This window comes from Xanthomonas hortorum pv. pelargonii (genome assembly GCF_024499015.1).
Classification (GTDB): Bacteria; Pseudomonadota; Gammaproteobacteria; order Xanthomonadales; family Xanthomonadaceae; genus Xanthomonas; species Xanthomonas hortorum_B.
In genome coordinates, this window is the sequence record NZ_CP098604.1 from 1,800,305 (window position 1) to 1,826,766 (window position 26,462).

Annotated in this window: 15 protein-coding genes; 2 read left to right on the plus strand and 13 right to left on the minus strand. The window is 64.0% G+C overall.

The genetic code is table 11. The annotated features are described in order from the left end of the window. The first annotated feature begins 163 nt into the window (after positions 1-163). Positions 164-2,077 (plus strand): transcription termination factor Rho, encoded by a 1,914-nt coding sequence (rho, locus tag NDY25_RS08070; RefSeq protein WP_168959678.1) that lies wholly within the window; start codon positions 164-166, stop codon positions 2,075-2,077. Between the two features lie 705 nt (positions 2,078-2,782). Here rho and NDY25_RS08075 read toward each other — a convergent pair. From NDY25_RS08075 to aceK, 7 genes are all read right to left on the minus strand, one after another. Further along, positions 2,783-3,667: an energy transducer TonB gene (locus tag NDY25_RS08075; protein WP_256627871.1), complete on the minus strand. Its 885-nt coding sequence runs from the start codon at positions 3,665-3,667 to the stop codon at positions 2,783-2,785. A gap of 180 nt (positions 3,668-3,847) precedes the next feature. Beyond that, positions 3,848-5,149, minus strand: a complete 1,302-nt coding sequence (locus tag NDY25_RS08080) for a c-type cytochrome (RefSeq protein ID WP_168959675.1) — start codon at positions 5,147-5,149, stop codon at positions 3,848-3,850. A gap of 10 nt (positions 5,150-5,159) precedes the next feature. Beyond that, positions 5,160-5,735, minus strand: a complete 576-nt coding sequence (locus NDY25_RS08085; protein ID WP_168959674.1) for an SCO family protein — start codon at positions 5,733-5,735, stop codon at positions 5,160-5,162. Next, the gene (locus NDY25_RS08090; protein WP_168959673.1) at positions 5,732-6,361 is read right to left on the minus strand and encodes an SCO family protein; all 630 of its coding nucleotides are present in this window, start codon (positions 6,359-6,361) and stop codon (positions 5,732-5,734) included. Before NDY25_RS08090 ends, NDY25_RS08085 begins: the two co-directional genes overlap by 4 nt. Continuing rightward, on the minus strand, positions 6,362-8,296 hold the full coding sequence (locus NDY25_RS08095; RefSeq protein ID WP_256627872.1) for a YncE family protein: 1,935 nt from the start codon (positions 8,294-8,296) through the stop codon (positions 6,362-6,364). It abuts the gene before it with no gap. After that, positions 8,296-15,009: a hypothetical protein gene (locus tag NDY25_RS08100; RefSeq protein WP_256627873.1), complete on the minus strand. Its 6,714-nt coding sequence runs from the start codon at positions 15,007-15,009 to the stop codon at positions 8,296-8,298. Before NDY25_RS08100 ends, NDY25_RS08095 begins: the two co-directional genes overlap by 1 nt. Before the next feature lie 450 nt (positions 15,010-15,459). Continuing rightward, the gene (aceK, locus tag NDY25_RS08105) at positions 15,460-17,199 is read right to left on the minus strand and encodes a bifunctional isocitrate dehydrogenase kinase/phosphatase (protein WP_168959670.1); all 1,740 of its coding nucleotides are present in this window, start codon (positions 17,197-17,199) and stop codon (positions 15,460-15,462) included. 557 nt (positions 17,200-17,756) lie between these two features. Between aceK and NDY25_RS08110 the strand changes: the two genes are divergently transcribed. Continuing rightward, entirely contained in the window at positions 17,757-18,341 is a 585-nt protein-coding gene (locus NDY25_RS08110) for a helix-turn-helix transcriptional regulator (RefSeq protein ID WP_006452421.1), read from the plus strand. Here the strand turns inward: NDY25_RS08110 and NDY25_RS08115 are convergent. The 6 genes from NDY25_RS08115 to NDY25_RS08140 form a co-directional block, all read right to left on the minus strand. Then, positions 18,338-19,963 (minus strand): caspase family protein, encoded by a 1,626-nt coding sequence (locus tag NDY25_RS08115; protein WP_168959669.1) that lies wholly within the window; start codon positions 19,961-19,963, stop codon positions 18,338-18,340. The genes NDY25_RS08110 and NDY25_RS08115 overlap by 4 nt on opposite strands. Positions 19,964-20,323: 360 nt before the next feature. Next, positions 20,324-22,555 carry an NADP-dependent isocitrate dehydrogenase gene (locus tag NDY25_RS08120; RefSeq protein WP_168959668.1) on the minus strand — a complete coding sequence of 744 codons (2,232 nt, stop codon included), beginning with the start codon at positions 22,553-22,555 and terminating at the stop codon, positions 20,324-20,326. 431 nt (positions 22,556-22,986) lie between these two features. Further along, on the minus strand, positions 22,987-23,541 hold the full coding sequence (locus NDY25_RS08125) for a hypothetical protein (RefSeq protein WP_168959667.1): 555 nt from the start codon (positions 23,539-23,541) through the stop codon (positions 22,987-22,989). Between the two features lie 90 nt (positions 23,542-23,631). Continuing rightward, positions 23,632-23,925: a LysM peptidoglycan-binding domain-containing protein gene (locus NDY25_RS08130; protein WP_104549983.1), complete on the minus strand. Its 294-nt coding sequence runs from the start codon at positions 23,923-23,925 to the stop codon at positions 23,632-23,634. Positions 23,926-24,028: 103 nt separating this feature from the next. After that, positions 24,029-24,844 carry an NADPH-dependent 7-cyano-7-deazaguanine reductase QueF gene (queF, locus tag NDY25_RS08135; protein WP_115039557.1) on the minus strand — a complete coding sequence of 272 codons (816 nt, stop codon included), beginning with the start codon at positions 24,842-24,844 and terminating at the stop codon, positions 24,029-24,031. 165 nt (positions 24,845-25,009) lie between these two features. Next, positions 25,010-26,326 (minus strand): M20 family metallopeptidase, encoded by a 1,317-nt coding sequence (locus NDY25_RS08140; RefSeq protein ID WP_168959666.1) that lies wholly within the window; start codon positions 26,324-26,326, stop codon positions 25,010-25,012. Positions 26,327-26,462 lie beyond the last annotated feature (136 nt).

Sequence of the window (26,462 nt, forward strand, 5' to 3'; positions counted from 1 at the left end):
CCCCGGCAGACGCTTGCGCGGTTGAGCGCAGCGGTGATAGTGTCAGTCGATCCGGAGCACGTTCGTGCGCCGCCGTACCCCTCTAGAAACGTCTCTCTAGACTCCCATCACCATAGTTCGCCCCCCAGCCGGGCGCTCGCACTCTTAGCGAGGAATCAAGCACTTGTCCGATCATCCTTCTTCCGATACCGGGAGCGTCGACGCTCCTGTCGAGAAACGCGTGCGCAAGCCGCGCGTGAGCAAGACCGCCGTTGCCAATGACGACGGTGGCGCGCAACAGCCCAACCTGCCCTTGCCCGCCAGCCCCGCGCCTGATGTTCCGCGTGCGCCGCAGGCACCGTCGCACGCTGCCGATTCGGCACCGGCGCAGACGTCCAGCGATGGCGCATATGCCGGTAACGCCCCCAGCGCCAGTCATGGCAATCAAGGCAACCAGGGCGGCGACAACCATGGCGAATCCCGCGAAGGTGGCCAGTCGCAGCAGCAGCGCTTCAACCAGGCGCAGAACCAGCAGAACCAGAATCAGGCGCAAAGCCGGGGTCAAGGCCAGAACCAGGGTCAAGCCCAGGTCCAGGGCCAGCCGCAAAATCAAGGTCAGGGTCAGGACCAAGGTCAGAACGCCGGCCAGAATCAGCAAGGTCAGAGCCAGGGGCAGAACCAGCAGGGCAATCGCCGTGACCGGTTCCGCAACCGCCGCGACCGTGGGCCGCGCGATCGGTTCGGTAATGAAACCGGTGGCGGCATGCCGTCGTCCGATGGCAGCAACGAGCCGTTTATCGCGCGTCCGCACCCGGCCGTGCCGGATGGCTTCCCGGTGTATTCGCTGAGCGATCTCAAGCGGATGCCGGCGCAGAAGCTGCTGGATATCGCCGATCAGCTCAACATCCAGGAAGGCGTGGCGCGTGCGCGCAAGCAGGACGTGATCTTCGCCCTGCTCAAGGTGCTGACCCGCCACGGCGAAGGCGTTGCCGCCGACGGCGTGCTGGAAATCCTGCCCGACGGCTTCGGTTTCCTGCGTGCCGCCGAAGCCAGCTACCTGGCCGGCCCGGACGATACGTATATCTCGCCCAGCCAGATCCGCCGCTTCAACCTGCGCACCGGCGACCATCTGTCCGGCCGCATCCGCTTCCCGAAGGACGGCGAACGCTATTTCGCGCTGTCGATCGTCGACACCATCAACGGCGAACCGCTGGAAGCCAGCAAGAACAAGGTGCTGTTCGAGAACCTGACCCCGCTGTTCCCGCGCCGGCGTTTCCGTCTGGAGCGTGGCGATGGGTCCACCGAGGACATCACCGGCCGCATCCTGGATCTGATGGCGCCGCAGGGTAAGGGTCAGCGTGCGCTGATCGTCTCCCCGCCCAAGGCCGGTAAGACGATGATGATGCAGCAGGTGGCCACGGCCATCACCAGCAATCATCCCGAAGTGCACATGATCGTGTTGCTGATCGACGAGCGCCCGGAAGAAGTGACCGAAATGCAGCGCACCGTGCGCGGCGAGGTCATCTCTTCCACGTTCGACGAACCGGCTGCGCGTCACGTGCAGGTTGCCGAGATGGTGATCGAGCGGGCCAAGCGCCTGGTCGAGCACAAGAAGGACGTGGTGATCCTGCTCGACTCGATCACCCGTCTGGCGCGCGCCTACAACAACGTGGTGCCCAGTTCCGGCAAGGTGCTCACCGGTGGTGTGGACGCCAACGCGTTGCATCGCCCGAAGCGCTTCTTCGGTGCGGCCCGTAATGTCGAAGAAGGCGGCTCGCTGACCATCATCGCCACGGCGCTGGTCGAGACCGGCAGCAAGATGGACGAAGTGATCTACGAAGAATTCAAGGGCACCGGCAACAGCGAAGTGCATTTGAACCGTCGTATCACCGAAAAGCGCGTTTACCCGGCGATCGACATCAACCGTTCGGGTACGCGTCGCGAAGATCTGTTGATCGAGCCGGAGCTGCTGCAGAAGATCTGGATTCTGCGCAAGCTGCTGCACCCGATGGACGAAATCGCAGCGATGGAATTCCTGCTGGACAAGATGAAGACCACCAAGTCCAACGACGAGTTCTTCAGTTCGATGAAGCGCTGATTTCGATCGGCATTCTCGATAAGAAAAAGCCCCGCATTGCGGGGCTTTTTTGTGGGTGCGCGATTGCTTGCAGTCACAAGCCTGGTTGGCCGAGTGCGCGGTGCCCTCACCGCTCACGGGACACGCCGTGAATCCGTCCATGGAGGCTCGGTGGCGGCATCCATGCCGCCACACGGTCCCGCAATCGGTAAGGACACCGCACCAGAAAGTTTGCTGACTGCTTTGTTGAAAACCATGCGCACCGACCATCTCAATTGGTCATTGCCCGCCCACCGTCGCGGGACCTTACGCGGCATGGATGCCGCGTAAGAGCCTACATGGACGTACTTGCGGCGTGTCCTGCGATGGTGGGCGGGCAAGGGCCCTGCAGCAAACTCACAGCATCAAGGTCGCGGCAAGAACACCGCACCCGACAGTTTGCTGGCTGTTTATTGAAACTATGCACACCGACCATCTTCGATGGTCCTTGCCCGCCTACCGTCGCGGGACCTTACGCGGCATGGATGCAGCGTAAGAGCCTACACGGACGTACTTGCGGCGTGTCCTGCGATGGTGGGTGGGCAAGGGCCCTGCAGCCAAATTGCAGATCAGCCGCCCTGCCGCCAAGCATCAGATAATCCGCCCCGCAGCGAAGGCCCAGATCGTCGGCTCCGCAATAGACCGGCATGAAGTAGTTTGCTAGCCGCTCTGATGTTGGCGTTGCGCTTAACTTCCTTGCAGCGGTGTCACCAAGCGCACACCTACTCCGCGTGCCGAGAACAATCCACTTCCAGGTAGCGCATCCGGACTGTCGGTCGATGCTGACGCACCGCGCTGTTCGTGCCAGGGCGCCGGCTGACGTGGGCCCGGCAAATAGGATTGCCACGTTTTGGCTTGCTTTGCAGCGGTCAGATTGCCTGGCCAGGTTTCGATGTCGAAGGTGACCGGAACCCGCATGACCCAGTACGGCGCGTCGGCCTCGACGCCTTGCGTTGGCGGCTCAAATGTCCAGCGCTGCGCCTTGGCGATTGCGGCATCGGCAAACGCCTTGCGCCAGCGCGGGCGCTTCGATTCCGGCGCTAGCGTGGTCAGGTTGACCTGCTCTGCAACCAGATCCTCGACCTTGCCATCGCGCCCGATCTTGAGCAGCAGATACACCACCCCTGTCGCACCTTCTCGAAACGCATGCTCGGGATAGGCGGGCGGCGGCATGTCTTTGGCAGCAACGCTGGCTGCACCTTGCTCCTGGCTGCCGAAATGCGCGCTGCGAATCGATACCGCATACGTGTTGTTGTCGCCCGGCTTGGCGACCAGCAGCAGATTCATCGGTAGTTGCGCGGGCAATGCGCTTCCATCGTCTTTGACAGGGTCGAAGCGCCAGGAGGCGATCGATTGCTTGACGCGGTCGCGGACCACTGGCGGCAAGCTTGCTTCGTCGGTGAGCTTGACCGCCGTGACAGTGCCGTCCGGGGTCAGCGTCAATTCGCCCGCGACATTCATGCTGGCCTCCATCTGCGCCTGCACCTGCGCGGCACTGGGACGTGCCTGCACGCCGTTGATACTCGCCATTGCCAGCAAAATCCCCAGGCCCAAGCGTTGCTTCCACTGCATGACCGCGCTCCATCGTGATTGAATCTTCGTTGTACCAGCCTTGGTGCATACGCGTAAATCCTGGACCAGGTTTATCCGTTTCTCCGTCGGTAACGGCGGCGTGCCGGGGTGCTTGAATGCCTGCGACGCGACTGCGCAGTTGCGATACACCGACAGCAGATGGAGGTACGCGCACACGCCTCAGCGCTGCAGCAAATGGACGTGCGCGATCTGCGCGGCATCGGACGATTCGGCAGTCAGCACTGTTGCGCCTTGCGTGAGTCGGATCGTCTGCAATTGCGGTTGCAGGCGACGCAGCGGGTCGAGTTGCGCCAGCAGATCGCAGGCCGCCGATGCCCATGCGGCAGCCGGCCCGATCCAGCGACCATCGGCAGCGACCGGATTGTAGGGATAGGCCACGATCCAGCGCCCGGCGCCGGAGGGTGCAGTGACGACCGTGGGATCTGGTGCGTACATCGCGGGTGCCAGCTGCAACATGGACGTTGGCTGTGCGGAGATGTCGTGATCGGCCGCGACAGGGCGCAGCCACAGCCTGGCGGATTCATCGGAGTGCCAGGGACGCAGCGTCAAACCTGTGCGCGGTGCCAGTGCAACCACTTGGCGATACAGCTGCGCGCTGAGTGGATCGTCGGGATCGTAGGTGATCGCAAGGCTGCGATGGCCACGCGCCTGCGCCACGTCGAGCAGGCGTGCCAGCTGTGCCTGTACGCCGGGAAATGCGTAATCCCAGCGCGCGCCCTGCGGTGCGTCCAGCATGGAGAACGGCAGCGCAGTGACGATGTTGCGACCATGCATCAGATCGGCGTACGTCTGTTCCCAGCCGGCGATAAACGGTGCCAGCAATAAGGTGTCGCGCGATGGATGCAGCTGCGACTGCAATAGCTCGGCGGCCTCTTCGGGCGTATCGAAAGACACCACGTCGAAGGCGGCCAGGCGCCCGGTTTCTGCAGGACGACAGCTGCGCAGCGCATCGTGCAATGCATCGGCAATCGGCTGACGGCCCGGGCGCGGCAACAGCAGTGCGATGCGCAACGAAGCATCGCGCTGCGCAACCGGATGCGACAGCTGCTGCAGATAGGCCAGCAAGGCCTGCACTTCGTCGTCGGCCAGTGCGACGCGCGGCATGATCGGGTCCAGACGGCGACCGTCCGGCGCGCTGCCGGCGCGCACCGCATGCGCCAATGCATCCACGTCGTAGCGAGTCAATGGCGCATCGGCGCGACGTGCGGGGAACCGCGCCGATAGTTGCGACCACCGAATATCCGGCGCACGCACGAAGCCCTCGGATTTACCGCGGCCGTCGTCGCCATGACAGCCGGCGCAGCCGTGCACGCCGAGGCCGGCGACGTTGCGTCCGTCGCGCCCGATGCCGGTTGCATACAGCGACCGGCCAAGCTCGGCTGGCGGCGCGCCCTGGGCAAATGCAGCCGCCGCCGCACACGCGCACGCGGTGAGCAACCAGGCGTAAAGGCGGCGGTGCATCGGCGTGCGCTCAGGCTTCGTCGGCAAGCCGCAGCAGATCCAGCGCGATCCGCTCCGCCGGCGCATCCGGACGCAGCTTGAGCCAATGCTGGCGCCCGGCACGCCCGGCGATCAGCAGCGTGCTGTGGCTCTCGGGCTCGCCACTCCATTGGCCCAGCTTGCCGAGCACCTGCTGCATCGTCTCGGGGGCGGCGACGACAAAGCGCCAACCATCTACGTCGGCGCCATATTTTGCAGCGAAGGCTTTCATCGATTGCGGGGTATCGCGCTTGGGATCGATCGACAGCGACAGAAAGCGCACGTCCTTGCCGAAACGCTCGCCCAGCTGCCGGCGCACCTGCTGCAGCATCTGCGTCTGCATCGGGCAGGCGTTGGGGCAGTTGGTAAACACCAGGTTGACCAGCACCACGCCTTCGCTCAACAGATCGGTATAAAAGCGGTGGCCGACGCCGTTTTGGTCAACCAGGGTGTCGTCGCCGAAGTAATCGCGTGCGCGCGTCTCGGGCGCGCCGGTGGAGGTGCCGCGTGCAGCAGCCAATGCCGGCCACGCCAGTACCAGCGCCAGACACAAGCGCCGCCGCTTCATGGCGCACCTCGCGCGCCGGCATCGGTCGCCAGCGCATCGACGGCGGCCAGTAATCGCGCCGGCTCGGGCATGCCGACCCATCGCCACCAGCGTCCCTGGCGCGCATCGCCGACCAGCATCACCGGGCCGTGGTCTTCCGGTCGACCACCGACCGGCAGCCCGAAGCCGCGCAAGACCCGGTCGATATCGGAAGGCGTGCCGGTGAGCCAGTACCAGCGCTCGCCAGCGCGTACGCGCCGACTGAAATCGAGCAGTTGCGCGGGGGTGTCGTGGCGCGGGTCCAGGGTGATCGAAATCAGCGTGACCTTGCCGCGCGGCCGCAGCGCCAGCTCGCGCTGCACGCTGCCCATCACGGCGGTGAGCGCCGGACAGATGGTGGTGCAGCGGGTGTACATGAAATCGACCACCACGATGCCTTCCTGCAGCAGCGGTTGCAGATCGTGAGGCTGACCGTGGGCGTCCAGCAACGCCACTTCCGGCACCTGCACCTCGGTGGGACTGGCGGCCAGGGTCTGCGCCTGTGCCATGCGGTGATGGGCAGCGTGCGGGCCGTGCTGGGCCGCAGCCGCCACGGCAGTGGAAGACAGCAGCATCAGGCCGCAGGCCGAGAGCAGGAACATGCGCATTTAGTTGGCTCCTTGCAAAACGGTGGGCTCACGAACGAACAAGGTGGCAAAAACCAGCTGCACCGGCGTGGCTGCGTCCAGATAGGCGTAGTAACCGCCGCTGGCCTGCAACGCACCGTGCGCGACCCAGACCCCTGGCTGCGCAGTGTCCGGATGCATTGGCCAGGTGGCGGTGACGTTGCCGTTGGCCATGACGATGCGCAGCCGCAATGGCTGGCCGGCGATGCGGGCGGCGGCCTGCGCATCGCGCGCGGCAACCCGCAATGCGAAACGTTCGCCTGGCGCCAACGAGCGCGTCGAATCGCCTTCCCAGCGCATCGCCACCTGCGCAGGCCCCGCTACAGGCGCGGCGGCGGCGACCTGCAGGCCGATGCATTCCTGCACCTTGGGCAGGGCGCTGGCGATGGCCATCACCATCTGCCCGGCGGCGGGCAGGCGCACGATGGCGGTGTATTCGCCCACACCGGTCTGGCGCAGACCGCGAAGCGCGAGCAGTGCCGCCATCGGCGTATGCCCGTAGGTGCGCACGCCCGCATCCGGCGCGTTCATGCCTTCCATGTAGTGATACAGCGTGCGCTCGGCAGGAGTGGCGATGAAGGCGCCGTTGCCCTCGTAGCTTTCGGCCATGCTGGAGGCGCGCGGCAACTCCGCACTGGCCGAGGGCGCGGCGGCACCGGCGGGTACGAATTTCAAAAACGGCGCGGCGGTGTCCAGGCTGGCCAGCGACAACAATGCGACCTGCTCGCTGTCCAGCGCGCGCACATAGGCGTATTGCGCGGAGAAGGCGATGTCGTATGGCCGCCCGGAAATGGTGATGGCATGCCGCAGCGCACCGCTGCCTGCATCGTGGGCGAGCAGGCGATGCTGCACGGGATTGGCCAGCAGCACATGGCGGGCATCCGGGGTGAGCCGGGCCGGGCCGCTGCCCCGCTCCACCACGCGCGTGTCCACCGCTTCGCCGTCGCGGCTATAGCGCCAGATGCGCCCGGCGCGGGCGCTCACCACCCACAGCAAGCCATTGCCGGGGGCGAACAGCACCGCGGATGGTTCGTCGTCCAAAGACAGCCGGCGCACGATCGCCAGGCTGTCGGTGTCGACAATCGCCAGCGCGCGCCCTTCGCGACTGCTGACATAGGCCAGGCGGCCATCTTCGGAAAACGCGATTTCGTGATGCCCGGCCGGCAGTGGCAACTGCGCCACGATGCGTGCCTCCACGGTGTCGAATACATCCACGCCGCTATCGCCGGCCTCGCCGACGCGGCCGATCCACAACAGGCGTTCGCCCGGCTGCAACGCCAACCGCGTGGGGCGGCCCTGCAACGCGACATGCGCGAGTGTCTTCAGGCCTTGGACATCGAGCACGGCGAGTTTGCGTGCCTCCGGCAAGGCCACGTACAGCCGCGCATCGTCGCTGGTCTTGACCCAATCGAAGCCGCGCCCTTCCAACCGCATTGCGGCCAGCAGACTGGTGCGTCCGCTGAAACTGACCGCCGGGTCCAGCACCGAGACGCTGGGTTCGGCATCCAGACTGAGCAGGTAGTAGCCGGTCATATCGAGCAAGGGGCGCTGCAACAGATTGGCGCTGAGAAAACCGGCGATGCGCTGGTGGCAGACCGGCACCGCGCCGGACAGCGGATCGGTGGCCCGATCCAGCCAGGCACCCGGCGCCCAGTTGTTCAATGGCTGCCCATCGGCCAACCGCCTGGCATCGATACGCAGCCGCAGTTGCTGCCCGGCGACCGGCTGCCCCGGTGCGCCCGGCTCCAGCGCTTCCAGGCGCAGACGCAAGCCCACGCCTTCCGCTTCCAATGCCCGATCCAGATAGACCGGCGTCGGCGGTTTGGGCGGCGGCGCGGCCAACGCCAGCGCGCACAGCAGCAGCCCGGCGAGTGCACCGCCTGTTCGCAGACTCCGGCGCGGGCGCGGCGGTGCCATCAGCGGCAATCGCGGCGTAACGGTGCAGCCGGATACGTCGCTGCCGCCGCCTGCACCCGCACGATCGCCCACAGCCCGTTGGTGATGCCGAAGCCGCCGTGGTCGCGCCACAGGTAATCGCCGGTGACGCCGGCTTGCCCACCGGCCTTGGGCAACACGATGTCGAAGTGCGACAGCGGGGTGACGCTCTCCTGCCCGCCCATCGCCATCTGGGTCGGGTTGTCGCCGATGCACTGCGATGGCACGCCCCAGTCGGCCGGCTTGCCGCCTTGCGGGAATCCCGCTGCGGTGACGCGCTCGGCCAGGTACGGGTCGCGCGGCCAGCTGTGGCCGTGCAGCTCGACCACCGAGGCGCGGCCGACGCCGGTCGGCATCAGGCTGCGCAAGCGGGTTTCTTCGCCTGCGTAGGCCAGCAGCACGGGCACGAACGGTTCGCCGACGTTGGCTTGCGCCGTCGTGGCACCGTTGCCGCAGCACTGATTGTCGAACGCCTGCCAGGCCTCATCGATGCCACCCAGTCCATCGCCGCCGAACGGCGCATCCGGTGCGATGCCGAAGCGGAACCACATCGGTTCGCTGCCGTAGTTGATCGCCATATGCCCGGAGTCGTGCGCATCCTCCGGCGCGGTGCGCAGCGGATCTTCGTTGGCGTCCACGCGTTCTGCAGCGATGTTCTGTACCGCCTTGCCATCGGCGTAGCGCAGGTTCAGACCTTTCTGATGGACCAGGGCCAGATCGCGGAAGCTGCGATTCTGGGTGGCCCCCGCCGCATCGACGATGCGGTAACTGACATCGGCGGTGGCACGGCTGCGGGTCTGCGGAAAGCTGGCCGATGCCGGGTCCTGGCGATTGCGCATGCGGTCGTCGCTGTACTCGCGCCAGCGCGCGCCCTTGGGCTCGATCACCAGCGCGCCTACTGCCGCCTTCTGGCCCTGCTTGATCCGGTCCGGCGGGGTCAGGTTGCTGCCGCCGAACTCGACGCCGACATAGCGGCAGGCCTTGGCCGACAACGCGACCAGCTCGGTGCTGTCCAGGGTCAGATCCGGATAGCGCAGCTCGCGCCAGGCGTAGGCGCGCCTGGCGCCGGAAGGATCGTTGGCGGCGCTGTCCACGCCCTCGACTTCGTAGCGGAAACTGGCGGTGATGCGCGCGGTCAAGACGTCGGCTTCTTCGCGGGGTTTTTCCTGCAGCAAACGCTCCAACACCACCTGGCGCAGCGCAGGATCGGCGACGCATTTGCCACGCGTGTCGGCCAGGCGTTCGCGATACAGATATGCGTCGCCGTCGAGCAGTGCCGCTTCGTCGAGCTGCGCATCGGCGCCTTCCTTGGGGTCGCGCAACGCCGGTGGCGCGGCATAGGCGCGCAGTGCCTCGCCGGCCAGCGGTTTGCCGTCCGGCACGCTCTCCAGGCAGGCCTGTACGGGCGCCTGGCGCAGCAGATCGCTGGCAAGGGCACGCGAGCGCTCGTTGGCACTGCCCTCCAGCGCATAACCTGGTTCGAGCGCGCTGAGCACCACGTCCTCGAATGCGGCGGCGGTCATCAGCTCGGTCAACGGGCGCAGGTTCGGCTCGCGTGCGAACTGGCTGAGCAGGTCCAGAAACGGCGCCTTGTCGCCTGCGTAGATCGGGCATAGCCCGGCCGAGGGCAGCGTGTCGATCACCCCGGCATACCACTGATAGACCTTGCTCCAGTTCGGCGAAATGGTGCTGATCTTGTTGGTGCCGACATTGTTGCCGTCGTAGGACTGCACGTCGTAATGCACCAGTTGCGGATGCAGACCGACACGGTTGGAGGCGTGCACGAGGTTGTTGTTGAACGACTGCATGCTCGAGCTACCGCTGCCGGCCGAGCGCCGCACCGTGCCGGACATCGAGGTATAGCCCTCCAGATCCGGCATGCCGGCGCGCGCGCGCGGCAGGCGGTTGTGCAGCACCACCTGCAGGCACTCGCCGGCGGATGCGCGCAGCACCAGTGGTTCGACGGGGCGATCGGGCCGCAGCATGCCCTTGGCATCGAGATCCTCGTTGCGCACGAACAGGATGGCGGAGGGATCGTGCAGCGGCCCACTGCCGTAGCGTTGCGTGGTGACCACGCCCTTGTCGTCGGTCGTCTTCAAGGTGATCTCGGTGGCGCGCGGGTTGTAGACCAGCGTGCCGCCACGCGGGTTGAGCCGGCTGCCGGCCAGGCCTGCTGGAATCGTCACGCCCAACGCGTTGCCGAGCGCGGTATTGGCCAGCACCGCAGCGACGTGATACCGCCGCACCGGCGCATTGATCGGGCAATCGTTGAACAGCCCGCGCCCCTGTTGCGGGGCCAGCAAGGCCGGGCGCAGCTGGCTGGGCAAGGCGACTAGCCGGTCGCTACGCACATCGCGGCGGTTGTGGCTGCGCAACACGCCCCACACCCCGCTCCACAAGCCGTCCTGGCTGCTGTCGATGGTGTACATGCGGTCGTTGAGATGGGTGGCGCTTTCGTAATCGGTGATCCGCGCCGAGAAGGTGAACTGCTCGGACAACCCGGCGTTCTGGCTGTTGCGCCAGCCCGAGTGCGGCGCCTGGCCGAAACCGGAGCCGCCCTGCATCCACGCCATGCCGTTGATGGAGGCGTTGTGTTCGTGCTCGTGCGCGCCGGCCTGGATTTTCACCCGCACCAGATCGCCGGAATAGGCGCGCAGGATCGGCGTATACGGATCGCCGGCCAGGCGACGCGCGTTGACGTCGGCGGGATAGTGCGGGCTGCTGCCGGCCAGCGACGGATCTTCGCCGCCGATGCCGTTGAGCACACTGATCGCGCGGTCGGTGCGGGTCTGCAGCGCGAACGCCAGATCGCCGCGGTAGCTGTCGGCCTGCGCGCCGGACTTGCCATCGGCCGCCGTGGCGCTGGGGTTGTACACGCGCAAGCCGAGCGGCTCGTTACGATAGTTCACCACCATCATGCCTACGTCGTCGGCCGAGATCGCCTCCGGACACGGCCGCAGCGGTGCGGTGCCGGGCACATACACCGCGCCCGGCAAGCCGGTGTCGCCACCGGGGCAGCGCGGCTCGTAGGCGACGATATCCGGCAACACGGGCGAAGCGGGTTTGCGCACCGATGGATGAATCGCCTGGCGGAAACTGTTGGCCGTGGGCAGCGCCGAGGCATCGATGGTGGATGGCACGCCCTTGCTGGTAACGCCGTAGAAATAGCCCTTTTGATAGGCGTGCTGGAAATCGCCGAATTGCAGGAAGAACTCGCGGTGCGCGTCGTCGCGGCCATCGCCATCGCTGTCCAGCGGCTTGCCGCCCTTGTCCGTGATCACCGCCTGCCAGGAGGTCGGGCCACCGTCCATGCGCGTGGCCGCGTCGTACAACACCTTGCCGGTTTCGTTGTGCCGCCATAGCGCACCGGGCGGCTCGGTGAGCATGGTGGCGTAGAGCCCGAGCTGTTGATGCGTGGAGGGGCCAAGATGGTCGTGGGTGAAGGTGATGCCCAGGCCGCGATGCACGCCCTGCGCATTGACCAGCGGGTCAGAGAACCAGCGCTGCAACGTCGTGCGTGCACCCAGCCAGTCGCAGGCGCCGGGGAATCCATAGCTGTGTTCGAATTTTTCGAAATCGCCTACAAGTGCGCGCCAACGCGCTTCGCAATCGGCATATTGATGCCCGGTCAATGTGCCGAAATACGGATGCGAACTCGGCACCAGGGGCGCCTGCGTGCCGTCGTAGGGGTTGACCACGTCCGGCCGCCCCGCCGCGCGTTGCGCCTCGTTCCAGGCGTTGACCGCGTGGATGCGCTCGCGCACCGCACCGGGCGAAAACGTGCCGTCTTCGTAGTTCCAACCATTGGCGCTGCCATCGGCCGAGGTCAGGTCCCACTTGGGCAGGTGAATATGCTGGCCGATGACATCGGTCGGCGTGGTGATCTGGTAATCGTCGGCATAGAAATCCTTCGGCACCAGGTTGGTGTGCGCGTACATCGCGCAATCGAAGGTGTTCATGCGCAGCACCAGCGGCTCGGGCGGGCGGGTCTTGTCGAGAAGCGACGACACGTCTTCCCACAGGGTGAGGATGCGCTGCTGCGGATAGTGATAACCGACCTTGTTGAACACCACGTCCAGTTGCAGATTGGCGCCGCGATACACGCGTGGGCTGTCGGCGCCGAATTCGATACCGCCAGGCAATGCGGCCGTGGCAGTGATCCAGGCACCGTTGCTGCCACCGAAAAAACGCCCATCGCCGCCGCGCTTGAGCAAGCTGCCCTGATCGTCGATGCAGGGTTCGTTGTACGGCGCGCCCGGCACCGATGGCGCACCATTGGTGATGAAACGCGAGGCGCTGACCGTGCCCGCCATATCCACCGCGTGGGTGGGATGCTCGCGCACCGCATGGAACTTCATCGCGACCTGTTCCAGATCGGTGCCGGCCTCGGGGTAATACACCGGCTTGGCCAGCTTGATGTGCTTTTCTGCGGTCATGCGATCGAGCTTGGAGTCGGTCACGCCGCCGGCCGAATAGCCGGCCAGCGCATGCCGTGGAATGCCGCCGTCGTGGCCTGCCACCACACCGGGAATGCTGGACATATCCAGCGGCGGGGTGGTCGGGCGCGAGCCCATCGTGGTTTCCGCACCGGCCACCCAGAACGGATAGCCGGGATTGCGATCGCGCTGCTGCACGCGCGCCACCGAGCCGTATTGCACGCCATCGACGATGCGCGGTTCCACCTGCACCGCCGCCGGCATCACCGCCATGCCCTTGCCCGGTAACGGCACGACTGCGGGAATCGGCGTACCGGCGACAATCTCGCCATCGGGCAAGGCGCGCGACTGGCTGGCCGGGCGCCCGTTCTGCAAGCCGAACGGCGTTTCATGGAAGCCCGAACGGGTCTGGCTGACCTGCAGCCGCGTGCCCGCTTCGAACACATCGTGATTGCGCCACATGTACCACATGCCTTGCGCGAAATGCGGGTAGAAATGGCAGTGGAAAATCGCATCGCCCACGGTCTTGTTGCGATTGCCCGAGCCGCCGTACGCGATCTCGTAGGTATAGCCGGACCCCGGCCCCAAGCCCTGGGCATCGATGTAGTTGGCGTTGTCGTCGTTGGGATTGAACAACCACTGATGGTTGTGCAGATGGAAGATGTGCTGTTCCTTGCCGGCATGCAGATTGCGGAACTTGACGAAGTCGCCGATGTAGCTGTGGTGCACGTTGGCCGGATCGTGCGGGTAGTACGCCTGAGTGGCGCGTTGCTCCTTGGGCTGCACACAATATTTGGCGCGCTGCGCCGCATAGCGCCGGTCGGTGAGATATTCCGGCTGGCACTGGCTGATCACCAGGTTGGCCGGGTTATCGACCAGCGTGGCGGCATCGCCAACCGCAAACGAAGAGAGAAAGAATTCTTCGTAGGCGCAATCCAGGCAATCCTGCATCGGGCCCGCCTTGAGCCGGTTGGCGATGATCTCCGCACCAACGCCGCCGGAGCCGTAATTGATCATGAAGCCATCGCGCACGCCATGCAGCGTGTGCGAGAGATCGGGGTGTTCGAAGAAATACGGAAATGCCTGGGTGGCAGCGTTTTCGTCATGAAAGACCGAGACGAATTCGCGGAACGGCTCCAGCCGATTCGGTAGCGCGGGATTGCGCTTGCCCTGCCCTTCCAGCGGATAGGTACGCGCAGGAAAACTGCCGTCTTTTTCCGGCCCCACCACAATCGCATTGACCTCGCCGTGCACCAGGCGTTGCCCTTGCAGCATGTTGAGGATCGGCAGGCCCGCCTTGCCCTCGCGGCACCACACTCCGGCGCTGGCGCAATCGTTGGGGTAGGTCGCTTCGTAGTTGAGAATCGGTTGCCCGGAGGGCGTGGCACCCACCGTGGCCAGGCGCAGTTCTTCTTCGGTCAATTGCGCGCGGTAGAAACGCGCATTGAGCGGCTGCACGGTGACCGCAGCAAACAAGCCGACGCCACTGTTGCCGGCACTGCCTTCGCCACCGAACACCGCTCCATCGTTGCCGACCAGATAGGCGCCTTCGTGCGGCGCATGAAAGCAGTAGTCGCGGGTCTGTCCGGGCCTGGCCAGGCTGTCTGCATTTGCACCGGTGTTGGAACTGTCGCTGTCGATCGAGCCGACCAGTTCCAACCCTTGCGGATGGAAGCCGACGACGCGGCTGTCGACTTGATCGTCGATGCGATAGAGCGGCTCGGTGCCCACTGCATCCTTGACCGCATGTTCCATTGGATGGTCCACGCCCGGCAGCGGATCCGGGAAGGAATTGAACGGATTCCCCGGCCCCGTTTCTGGCGGGACTGGCGTTAATTCGAGCAGATTGGTCAAGCGCACATGCAGATAGCCACCGGCGGCCACTCGCACTACCAACGGACGCGGACGCAGGTCAGGACGCAGCGCGATATCGCGGCTTTGGTTGTTGGCAACTACGCGTGCAAACAAGGCCTGGCCCTGCGTGGAATAGTCGAGCACCTGGCTGTTGCTGCGGTGAATCAGATCGTGGCGCAACGCGTACATCGCCCAATTGACGTTCTGCGCGCCAAGGCGGTTGAACACCATCGGGTGGTCGATGGCCACGACATCGGCGAACACGGCCGATTGCGGGCAACTGAACGCGGCGCGTTGGGTCAGCTGCCCACGTATCCGCTGCAGCGCGCTGTCAGACACGCGCAGGCCTTGATCAAGGCGCAGATCCACACGCTCAAGTGGCCGCGCCGGCTGCGCCATTGCCATTGCGGCAAGCACACACAGAGCCACGCAAAACAGACAGCGAGACATCGAGGAACGAACATCCATCGAGTTCTTCTCCCACGCAAGACTGCACGAGTTGTCGCGGAGCAAGTCGCTCCGTCAGAGTGATGCACACAGGCAACAACAGCCGCACGAACGTACAGGCATGCACGTCGTCCGGCCGCGCCAGACGACGGATTGGTCTAATGCAGAAAGCGTGGTGAGAGGCGTCCGACTGCCTCGAAGTGAACATCCACTGTCGTGCCGATATAGCACAGCCAATCTGAGGTGCAAACAAGTTTCGGAGCAACGGTCAGCACATTGCAACAGGCCCAAGCGTGTTGCAGCGCACTGTTTGCGATTTTGCACAAACCCGCAGAGATCACTGATAAGCGTCTCGGCTAGTCGGGTTCGTTACGTCGCATCGCCATGCATCGGCGATGCAATCGACGCTCAGGCCAGACGGCGCGAGTCCGCGTAGGGCGGCGTGTCCGGGTAATCGTCTTCGCGCAGTCGCGCTTGCAGATCGCGCCACCATTGCGGCTCGAACAGTTCCGGATGCGTGTGCTTGACCGCTTCCAGCTGAGACGCCGGCAAGCCCATAAACAGCGCAAAACGCTCGGGAAACACATCGCGTGGGCCGACATGAAACCAGGGCTCGGCGGACATTTGTTCTTCGTAACTGGTGGGCGTGGGCCAATCGCGGAACGTGCATTCGGTGATCAGGCACAGCTCGTCGTAGTCGTAAAACACCGCACGCTGATGGCGGGTGATGCCGAAGTTTTTCAGCAGCATGTCGCCGGGAAAGATGTTGTTGCGCGCCATGTCCTTGATCGCCTGCCCGTAGTCCAGCGCTGCGGCATGCGCGGCCTCGGGCAGTTGTTCGCGCAGGTATAGATTGAGCGGGCGCAGCCGGCGCTGCACGTAGCACAGCGCGATCAACACATCGGCGCCATCTTCGCTCAGGCTCATCGCACAGCTGGTCTGCAGTTCTTCCAGCAACGCCGGCGAAAAACGCGCCTTGGGAAAGCGCAGAAAGCGATACGGCTGCGCGTCGAGCAGGCGGCCGATGCGGTCGAGCTGGAACACCAGTTCGTATTTGCCTTCCACCTGCGCGCGGCTCATGGTTTTTGGATACGCAAAGCGGTCGCGGATCAGCTTGAACACCAGCGGATAACTGGGCAGCGTAAACACCACCATGACCATGCCCGGTGTGCCATCGGCATGCACCAGCTGCTCGGCAGGATGCGCCTGGAAATGGCTGAAAAACGTGCGATAACGCTCTGTCTTGCCCTGCTTTGCACGCCCCAGCATCGTGTACAGCTCGTCGATGGGCTTGTGCGTCAGCAGGCTGCGCAGAAACACCACTGCATCACCGACGGTGGATAGATCGGCCTGGAAATAACTGCGCGAGTTACTGAACAATTGCGCGACATCGCTACGCCGGGTCAGCACCGCTTCGGCACGCAGGCCGGCGCCATCGTTGACCAGTGCGATCACGCAGGGAGAAAAGCGATGTTCGCCGAAAACGCGCCCGATCAGATAGGCGCGCCGTTCGCGGTAGAACACCGTCTCCAGCAGCTCCACACTGCGCACAGGATGCTCGCCCCAGTGCGCAAGATCGTCCTGCAGCCGCACTGCAATTGCCGCCGCGCAACGGGTGCGGTGCAGGTACGGCACATCGAACGCATAATCGCCAAGCACGCGCACCAGCATGTCGGTCAGCCGGCCGGGCGAGACCGCGTAGGTATGCCGCGCAACCGGCAGCGTGATCGCATCGGTCGGCTCGATATCCAGCGCGATGAATTCGATCTCCGCATCCACACCATGGGTGCCGAAGTAACGCCGGGTCAGGGTGTTGTAAAAGGTCTTGTACAGCTCCTGATCGATCAACCCGGTCAGCAGCGCGGCGTAATGCTCGCGTGCGCGCATCCACAACACGCGGTCGTGCGCCTGCCCCAGCAAGACCGCACGCAGCCGCAGCATGCATTCGCTGATGTATTGATCGTAGAGCGCAATACGCGCCACCGCATCCTCGCGCGCGCCGTTCCAGTCGCGTGTCTCGAAACGCTGTTTGGCACGTGCGGTGATCTGCGCAAAGCGCGCGTGGTAATCCTCGAAGGCTTCGTACACGGCGCTGCCGATCGCCAGCGCGCGACGCTCGGACTGCGGCGATAACGGAAGAGGGCTCATGGCGGCAGTGTACCCAGCGTGGGGCGTCGGACGACAGGCAATGTCGCAAGTGACCTAGGCAGCATTACGAACTCGCTGAAGATACGATCCTGGCAAACGTACGGCACCGGGCGCGACTGCGCGCGGGAAATCCAGCCCGTTGACGCACTTGCCACAGAGAGAGATTCGTCAGGGACCTGAAGACACCGCCTATGCTATTTCTGGTTTCAAGGTTCTGTGGAGCAACAGAAGGCTTGTGCTCTTTCCACCGGTCTGGCCTTTTTGAGGACGCACGGCTCAGCCTTGCTGGAACCAAGCGGCGGCGCAGTCGCGGGGTGTCGTTGCGCTTTCTTCCATAGGCTGTAAGCCAAAGCTTGTCAGGATCTGTATAGACACCGTGCAACGGAGATGCCGCCATCAGACCCTTCACGCATACCGATCATTAGCACCGTCGGTAACGTGGCTCGCTGCCGCTGTTGATACAGGATCAGGCGATGTTGTTGCGCCAGGGAGACTCGTCATGTCTGGCGCCACTGTTCCCCGACAAAGCCGCAACAATGCACTGACAAGGAATACGCATGCAGTTGTTGGTCCTGAGCGAGGTACAGATATATGGTGATGCGCTCGATTCACTGCTACGCACCACGCAGTCACAGATGACAGTGACCCTGGCCACCAGCATCGGCGGAGCCGTCATCGAAATGGAAAAGCGTGCAATGGATGCCGTGCTGCTGGATGTGGGAGCTGATGGCGTTCTGCAAAGCCTTTCGGCGCTCAGGCGTCGCTGGCCACAGACCTTGATGGTGGCATTCGGATTGAGTTCTTCCAGTCAGGAAGTGATCTGCAGCGGCGCAAGCATGAATTACATCTTTGGCCGTCAAGTGGGCATCGAGGAAATGCTGAGCGTCCTTAGCCACGAGCGTCCTCCCAACAGACGCGCCACGCCGCCCTCACCACAACCGACGATGTATCGACTCACCCCACGCGAGCGTGAGGTGGCCGACTTGTTATCGCGCGGGCTGAGCAACAAGGAAATTGCGCGCGACCTGCGTATCGAGCTGGCTACCGTAAAAAATCACGTACATAGCGTGCTCAGAAAGACCGATGCACGCACGCGCCTGCAAGCGGTGGTGAACATCGGCGCCGCTTTTTCCATGCCTTAGACCAGGGCCAGTGCGATGGGTGCAACGGTCTTTGCCACATCGAGCACAGTGTCATACCAGGCTTTATCGTAGCCCTCATCGTTTGGCGTGCCCGCGCTAACCGCAGGTGTGAACCCCTTGGTCTGCATTGCCTGGGTCACCATCGGCAACACGATCGGCAATGCCGTGCTCACCGCGCGGCTGATGCTGTCATACCACGCTTTTTCATCCACGCTGCCCATGGCCAAGCCCTGCGCCTGCGCTGCCGGTGAAAAGCCCTTGCTTTGTATTGCCTGGGTCACGATCGGCAACACGATCGGCAGTGCCGTGCTCACCGCGCGGGTAATGCTGTCGTACCAGGCTTTCTCACCCACGCTGCCCACGGCCAGGCCCTGCGCCTGCGCCGTCGGTGAAAAGCCCTTGCTTTGCATTGCCTGGGTCACCATCGGCAACACGATCGGCAATGCCGTGCTCACCGCGCGGCTGATGCTGTCGTACCACGCTTTTTCATCCACGCTGCCCACGGCCAGGCCCTGCGCCTGCGCTGTCGGTGAAAAGCCCTTGCTTTGCATTGCCTGGGTCACGATCGGCAACACGATCGGCAGTGCCGTGCTCACCGCGCGGGTGATGCTGTCGTACCACGCCTTGTCTACCGAAAGCGATTGGCCGGCTAGCAGGGCCGAGGAATTTAAACCACTGGACATGTATGCGGACATGACATTGACCTCTGAAGGATGCGAAGAAGGAAGGGAAACATTGGCAGGCGAAGAGGCGGCAAGCGGGTCGAGCTTCAAGAAGCTCAACTGCCCCATTCCGGCCGGCTTGATCGGCAACTTGATTGCGGGCGTCTGCTTCACGAACAGACGTCGAAGTGTGTTTCCCGCTCCGAGGACTAGGTCGATGGATGAGCGTGCTGCGCCAAGCTGATCGACCTGATCCAGCAAGGCGTATGTAAAGGCAGACATTCCGTTGGTTCCTGGCGTGGACGCAGATGCGGTCTCATCGGCTTGTGCTGCGGAGATGAGCAAGCCTTTGGACGCCGGAAGCGTGAGCGTGGTGACCGTTGCATCACCGGTGCCAGGAACATACCCCTTCGACGCAAGGGGCAGGACCAACCCGAATGGCCTGAAAGACACTGCAGCAGGCTCAAATCCCTTGGAGCTAATTACCTGGCTCGTCGGCGCCTCGGCAGTCCAGAACTTGGACTTGACGACATGGGCAATCCTGCCGTCTTCAGCAATGAAGAGTTTCTCCAAACCACCGGAGAAGCAGGTATCCAGAACGATGGTCAGTACACCATCCGGCACCGACACCATTGCATCTGCCAATTCCGTGTCATCGAGGAACTGGCTGTCCTGCGTCACCAGCGCCTCGCGCAACTCGCCGTTGATCTGCGGCCGGTAGCCATGACCGGAGTAGAAGAACACCAGACGATCCTGCGGCGTGGCTCCATTGAACAACCATGCCAGTCCGTCCAGAACCGCATGTTTGCTTGCCTGCTGGTCGGTCAGCGCTTTGATTTCCTGAAATGCAAACTTGGACTGCAGGTGGGTTGAAAATGCGGTTGCGTCCTGTACACAACTCGGTAGTGCATTGGTCCCTGGGTAGTTGTTGATACCAACTACAAGCGCTCGCGTTGTCATCGGGAAGACTCCCTTGTATCGCGTTGATCGTTGCCCGGCGGTTTACCGAGTAAGCCAATGCTGGTCGCGTTTGTCCCAACCGGCCATGCATCGATGGATCCGGTTTTTATCCTCCATCGTGCCCATATCCATGGATCCAACGATCCAGCCGAACGCTCAAGTGTGTGTCTTACAGCGTATTGACATGGACGAGCACGCCAATGGTTGGCGATGGTCGGCGTTAGCGACGGCATACGCGATCGCACGCTGGCGGCCTTCTCATCGGTGTCGCGGAAACAGAACGACCCGCTTCGAACGAAGCGGGTCGTGGGGACATGCATGCGGACAGGCCGCCTCAGAAGGCGGCTTCAGCCATCAGGATCAGGCCTTCAGCGTCGCCAATACGTCGTTGAAGGTCTTGCTCGGGCGCATCGCTTCGCTGACCTTGCCCAGATCGGGGTGGTAGTAGCCGCCGATATCCACCGGCTTGCCCTGCGCGCCGTTGAGCTCGGCCACGATGGTGGCTTCGTTCTCGGTCAAGGCCTTGGCCAGCGGCGCGAACTTGGCCTGCAGCGCGGTGTCTTCGGTCTGTGCGGCCAGGGCCTGCGCCCAGTACATCGCCAGATAGAAGTGGCTGCCGCGGTTGTCCAGTTCACCGACCTTGCGTGCCGGCGACTTGTTGTTGTCCAGGAACTGGCCATTGGCCACATCCAACGCCTTGGCCAGCACCGTGGCCGACGGGTTGTCGTAGCGGTTGCCCAGATGCTCCAGCGAGGCGGCCAGGGCCAGGAACTCGCCCAGCGAATCCCAGCGCAGGCTGTTCTGTTCGACGAACTGCTGCACGTGCTTGGGCGCCGAGCCACCGGCGCCGGTTTCGAACAGACCGCCACCGGCCATCAGCGGCACGATCGACAGCATCTTGGCGCTGGTGCCCAGCTCCAGGATCGGGAACAGGTCGGTGAGGTAATCGCGCAGCACGTTGCCGGTGACCGAGATGGTGTCCTGGCCCTTGCGGATGCGCTCCAGCGAGAAGGTGGTCGCTTCCACCGGCGGCAGGATGCGGATATCCAGCCCGCTGGTGTCGTGATCCTTCAGATAGGTTTCGACCTTGGCGATCACCTGTGCATCGTGTGCGCGTGCTTTATCCAGCCAGAACACCGCCGGCGTTTCGCTCAGACGTGCGCGCTCGACCGCCAGCTTCACCCAGTCCTGGATCGGTGCGTCCTTGACCTGGCACATGCGCCACAAATCGCCGGCTTCCACCGCGTGTTCGAAGACGGTGGTGCCGGTGTCGTCGGTGACCTTGACGGTGCCGGCGGCGGGAAGCTGGAAGGTCTTGTCGTGCGAGCCGTATTCCTCGGCTTTCTGCGCCATCAGGCCGACGTTGGGCACCGAGCCCATGCTGGACGGATCGAACGCGCCGTGCGCTTTGCAATTGTCGATCACGGCCTGGTAGACATCGGCGTAGCAGCGATCCGGGATCACCGCCTTGGTGTCCTGCAGCTTGCCTTCGGCGTTCCACATCTGACCCGAATCGCGAATCATCGCCGGCATCGATGCATCGACGATCACATCACTGGGCACATGCAGGTTGGTGATGCCCTTGTCGGAATTGACCATCGCCAGGGCCGGACGCTGCGCGTATTCGGCCTGGATATCCGCCTTGATCTGCGCCTGCTGCGCTTCCGGCAGCGTGGCGATACGTGCGTACAGGTCGCCGATGCCGTTGTTGGGATCGAAGCCGACCGACGCAAGCGCATCGGCATGCTTGCTCAGCGTGTCCTTATAGAACTCGCCGACCACCACACCGAACATTACCGGGTCGGAGACCTTCATCATGGTGGCTTTCAGATGCACCGAGAACAGCACATCCTTCGCCTTGGCATCGGCGATCTGGGCATCGATGAAGCTGGCCAGTGCGCGCTTGCTCAGCACGGCGGCATCGACGATTTCTCCGGCCTTGACCGCCACCTTTTCCTTCAGCACGGTGGTGCTGCCATCGTTGCCGACGAATGCGATCTTCAGCGTGCCCGCCGCTGCCACCGTGGTGGACTGCTCGCTGCCGAAGAAGTCGCCGTCGTCCATGTGCGAGACATGCGACCTGGAGTCGCTGCTCCACTTGCCCATGCGGTGCGGATGCTTGCGTGCGTAATTCTTCACCGACAGCGGTGCGCGGCGATCGGAGTTGCCTTCGCGAAGCACCGGGTTGACCGCGCTGCCCTTGACCTTGTCGTAGCGCGCCTTGATGTCTTTTTCGGCATCGTCCTTGGGCGTGTCCGGATACGCCGGCAGCGCATAGCCCTGGCCCTGCAGTTCGGCGATCGCGGCCTTGAGCTGCGGCACCGAGGCGCTGATGTTGGGCAACTTGATGATGTTGGCTTCCGGCGTGGTGGCCAGCGCGCCCAGCTCACCAAGGTCGTCGGCGATCTTCTGCGCGTCGCTCAGGTGCTCGGGGAACAGCGACAGAATGCGGCCGGCCAGCGAGATATCGCGGGTTTCGACCACGATGCCGGCGGTATCGGTGTAGGCATCGATGATCGGCAGCAGCGACTGCGTGGCCAGATACGGTGCTTCGTCGGTGAGCGTGTAGAGGATCTTCGGTGTCTTCGACATGAGGTGCGATGGCTCTTGTGGTCGGGAGGAGCGCCGGTGTCCATGGCAATGGCGTTGGCGTGCGCGACGGGGGTCGCTGGTGGCACGCCGATCGGCCAGCGCGTGGAACGCGGCGATGGATCAGCACGGCATTGTCGCGTCTGAGCCGCGCCCGGGTAAAGCGACCACAGGCGGATGCTCCATCCCGTGACCCGGCCAATCGACATGGATGCAGCTGTAACGAATGTGTCGCGTCGCAACGTGGCGCAGCAAAAAGGCGCGATCGTGTGATCGCGCCCTGATGGCTTACCGCTTGATGGCTTGCTGGAAGAACAGCGACGAAGTGATCGCCCTGTTGGCGAAATGTTGGCGGGCCAGCGTGTTACCGCCCTGCTCCGCCAGCATCTATGTCTACACGCAGCGTGCTGCGGCGTGCTTGCGCGCGGTTCTTCTTACTTTACCGTAATGGTCTGCGGATTACCCGCCGGCTTGCCATCCACCATCACCTGCGCGGTGTAGGTGCCAGCCGGCCAGCCATCGGGCTTGCTGAAGCTGAGGTTGGTGGTTTCTGCGCCGGTGGTGGTCAAGGTGGCGTTCTGCTCACCAGCGACCTGGCCGTCCTGGTAGGTGAGCTTGGCCGAAACCGCCACGTTGCTCGCGCTGCCATCGGTTTTCACCGAGACGATGATGGTGTCTTTGCTGCCGATATTGGCCGACGGAGTCACTGTCTTGTCTGCGGCAGCAGTGGTGCCGACCGCGACGCTGGACACCGTCACTGCCGCGCCGGTTGCGGCGGCACTGTCGGTACTGGCAGCACCGGTGGCGGTGCTCTGGCCAGCCTGATCACTTGCGGGCGGCGTGCCCGCCGGGCCGGGCATCGCTTCGGTGGCGGCACCGGAGGTTGGATCCTTCGACACGCTGGCATCTTCTTCTTTCTTGCAACCTGATAGTGCGAGCACGCCGACAAGAGCAATGGCGAGCGTGCTTGAAACGGATTTGGTACGCATGAATGAATCTCCGGCTAAACGAATGGGGTTTGTTGAGGAAAGCATTGAGTGGAACAGATCACCAAGCCAGCGACTGGCTAAATCAGGCGTTTATGCCTTTGGTGGCAAGTGCAACACCTGTCCCGGAAAAATCTTGTCCGGATCCTTGAGCGTCTCGCGATTGGCCTCGAAAATGCGCGGCCACAGATTGCCGTCGCCATAATGGCGTTTGGCAATACTGGAAAGGCTGTCGCCTGCCTGCACGGTCACCGTCTCTTCGACGATCTGCGCCGTGCTTTGCACGCTGCTGCGGACGTTGGAAAAATCCGGCGCTGGCGTGACATCGGCGGTGCTGTCGACCGACGAGGTTACGTTGGAAAAATCTGCTTTCTTGTCGACACTCATTGCTGCCATCCTGCGTGCATCACGATGACTGCAGCGTGCGCGGAGCGCCGTTAAGCGTGGATCGCGCCGCCGTGAAGCTGGCGCGATCCTCCAGCACGGCCGGCTACTGGCGCAGGTCGCGGAAAATCGACAGCGGTGTCGGCACGCTGGGCGAACTGCGCAATGGGTTGATGTCCAGTCCGCCTCGACGGGTATAACGCGCCTCCACCACCAACCACTCGGGCGCGCAGCGGATCAGCACGTCATGGAAGATGCGCTCCACGCATTGCTCATGAAACTCGGCGTGGTCGCGGAAACTCACCAGATAGCGCAACAGGCCTTCGCGGTCGATCGGCGCGCCGCGATAGCGCAGCGTGACGCTGGCCCAATCCGGTTGACCGGTAACCGGGCAATTGGATTTGAGCAACGCCGAGGTCAGCACTTCTTCCACGATTGGTTGTGTGTGCGCTGAGAGATACGCGGCATTGGGCGGGCCGTAGTCGTCGATGCTGACATCCAGCGCGTCGATCGACTCGCCCTCGCCCACCGCATCGATCGGCGGCAGACCGAATTCCACCGCCACATCGGCACCGGCGCGCGTGGACAGGTCGGAGGCAATACGCGTGCGCACCGCTTCGGCACTGTTGAAGCGGGTGGCGTTGAGCGAGTTGAGATACAGCTTGAGCGATTTGGATTCGATCAACGACGGCGAATCGCTGGGCACATGCAAGGTAGCGGTGGCCACGCAGGGTTTGCCCTGTGCATCGAGCCAGCTGAGTTCATAGGCATGCCAGCGATCGCGGCCGATAAAAGGCAGCGCGCCGGTCAGGCCGATCGCCTCGCGCCCGGCCGCGCGCGGAATCGGAAACAACAGCGACGGATCGTAGCCGCTGGGATACGCGACCTCACGACCGAGAGAGGAATCTTCTGGGGTATTCATGCCGCCATTTTAGGGCGAGCGGGCTGGCCGTGAGGTGTATGGCAGACGCTGGGGCGAGCTGGCGGCAGAAGCAGCGGGCCGTCAAGCGGCCCGCCGCCCCACACGATCACCAACGCTCAGCGGAACCGCGCAACTGCACACGATTCCCGATTCCCGATTCCCGATTCAGCCAGCCTCACCCTGATGCAGATAATCCAGCGATACCTGCAACAGCGCGCGCAAACCCACATCCAGCGACGACTCGTCGAGCAGGAACTGCGGCGAATGATTGCTGGGCGCGGTCGCCGGGTCGATGCCCTTGGCGGTGGAGCCGACGAAGAAGAACATCGACGGTACCTGCTGGGCATAGAACGAGAAGTCTTCCGCGCCCATCTGCAACGGCGGCTCATAGACATTGTCGGCGCCGACCACGGCCTGCAGGCTGGGCAGCATCTTCGCGGTCAATGCAGGGTCGTTGACCGTGGCCGGGTTGCCGGGCTGGTCCGGCACCTGTGCCTCAACGGTGGCCCCGTGGGCGGCGGCGGTGTGCTCGGCCACGGTCTTGAGGTCGGCGAAGATCTGCTGGCGCATGGCTTCGTCGAAGGTGCGGATGGTGCCGACCATCTCCACGTCATCGGGAATGATGTTGTAGCGGATGCCACCCTTGATCGCGCCGAAGCTCAGCACCGCCGGCTGCTTGGACAGGTTGGCGCGGCGGCTGATCACGGTCTGCGCAGCGCCGATCATGTCGGCACTGGCCACGATCGGGTCGATACCGTTCCATGGTGCCGAGCCATGCGTCTGGCGGCCGATCATCTTGATCGCAAAGCGGTCCGAGGCGGCCATCAGCGGGCCGCTACGCACCGCGATCTTGCCGGCCTGCACGCTGGAGAACACATGCAGGCCGAACACCGCCTGCGGCTTGAAGTCGGCAAACAGGCCTTCCTTGAGCATCAGCGAGGCGCCGCCCTCTTCGTTGCCGGGTGCGCCCTCTTCGGAGGGCTGGAAGATCAGCATCACTTCGCCGGGCAACTGGTCGCGCATGCCCACCAGCGCTTCGGCCACGCCGAGCAGGATCGCGGTATGCGCGTCGTGGCCGCAGGCGTGCATCACCCCGACCTGCTCGCCGCGGTACTCGGCAGTGACCTTGGAAGCGAACGGCAGCCCGGTCTGCTCTTTCACCGGCAGGGCGTCCATATCCGCACGCAAGGCGATCTTGGGACCCGGCTTGCCGCCCTTGATGATGGCCACCACACCGTGATGGGCGATGCCGGTGCGCGGCTTGAGGCCGAGCTTGCGCAGCTGCGCAGCCACCGTGGCGGCGGTGCGCTCCTCGCGGTTGGACAGTTCCGGATGCTGATGGAAGTCGCGGCGCCACTGCACCAGCTTGGTCTGCAACGGCGCGGCGGCGGCCTGCACTTCGGGCCGGGGCGCAGCCTGGGCGGCGGCGAGCGTGGGCAGGGCGAGCAATAGCGCGCTGGTCAGCAGGCGGGAGTGGCGCATCGAGAATCCTCTAAAGATGGTTGCTTAATGTAGTGCACCCGCGCAGCTGGCGGGCTGCGGTGGTGCCCGATTCAGCCCGCCGGTCAACCGTGGCGACCGTGGTGCGTTGCTGCTGTACTGCATCTGTGAACGTCGT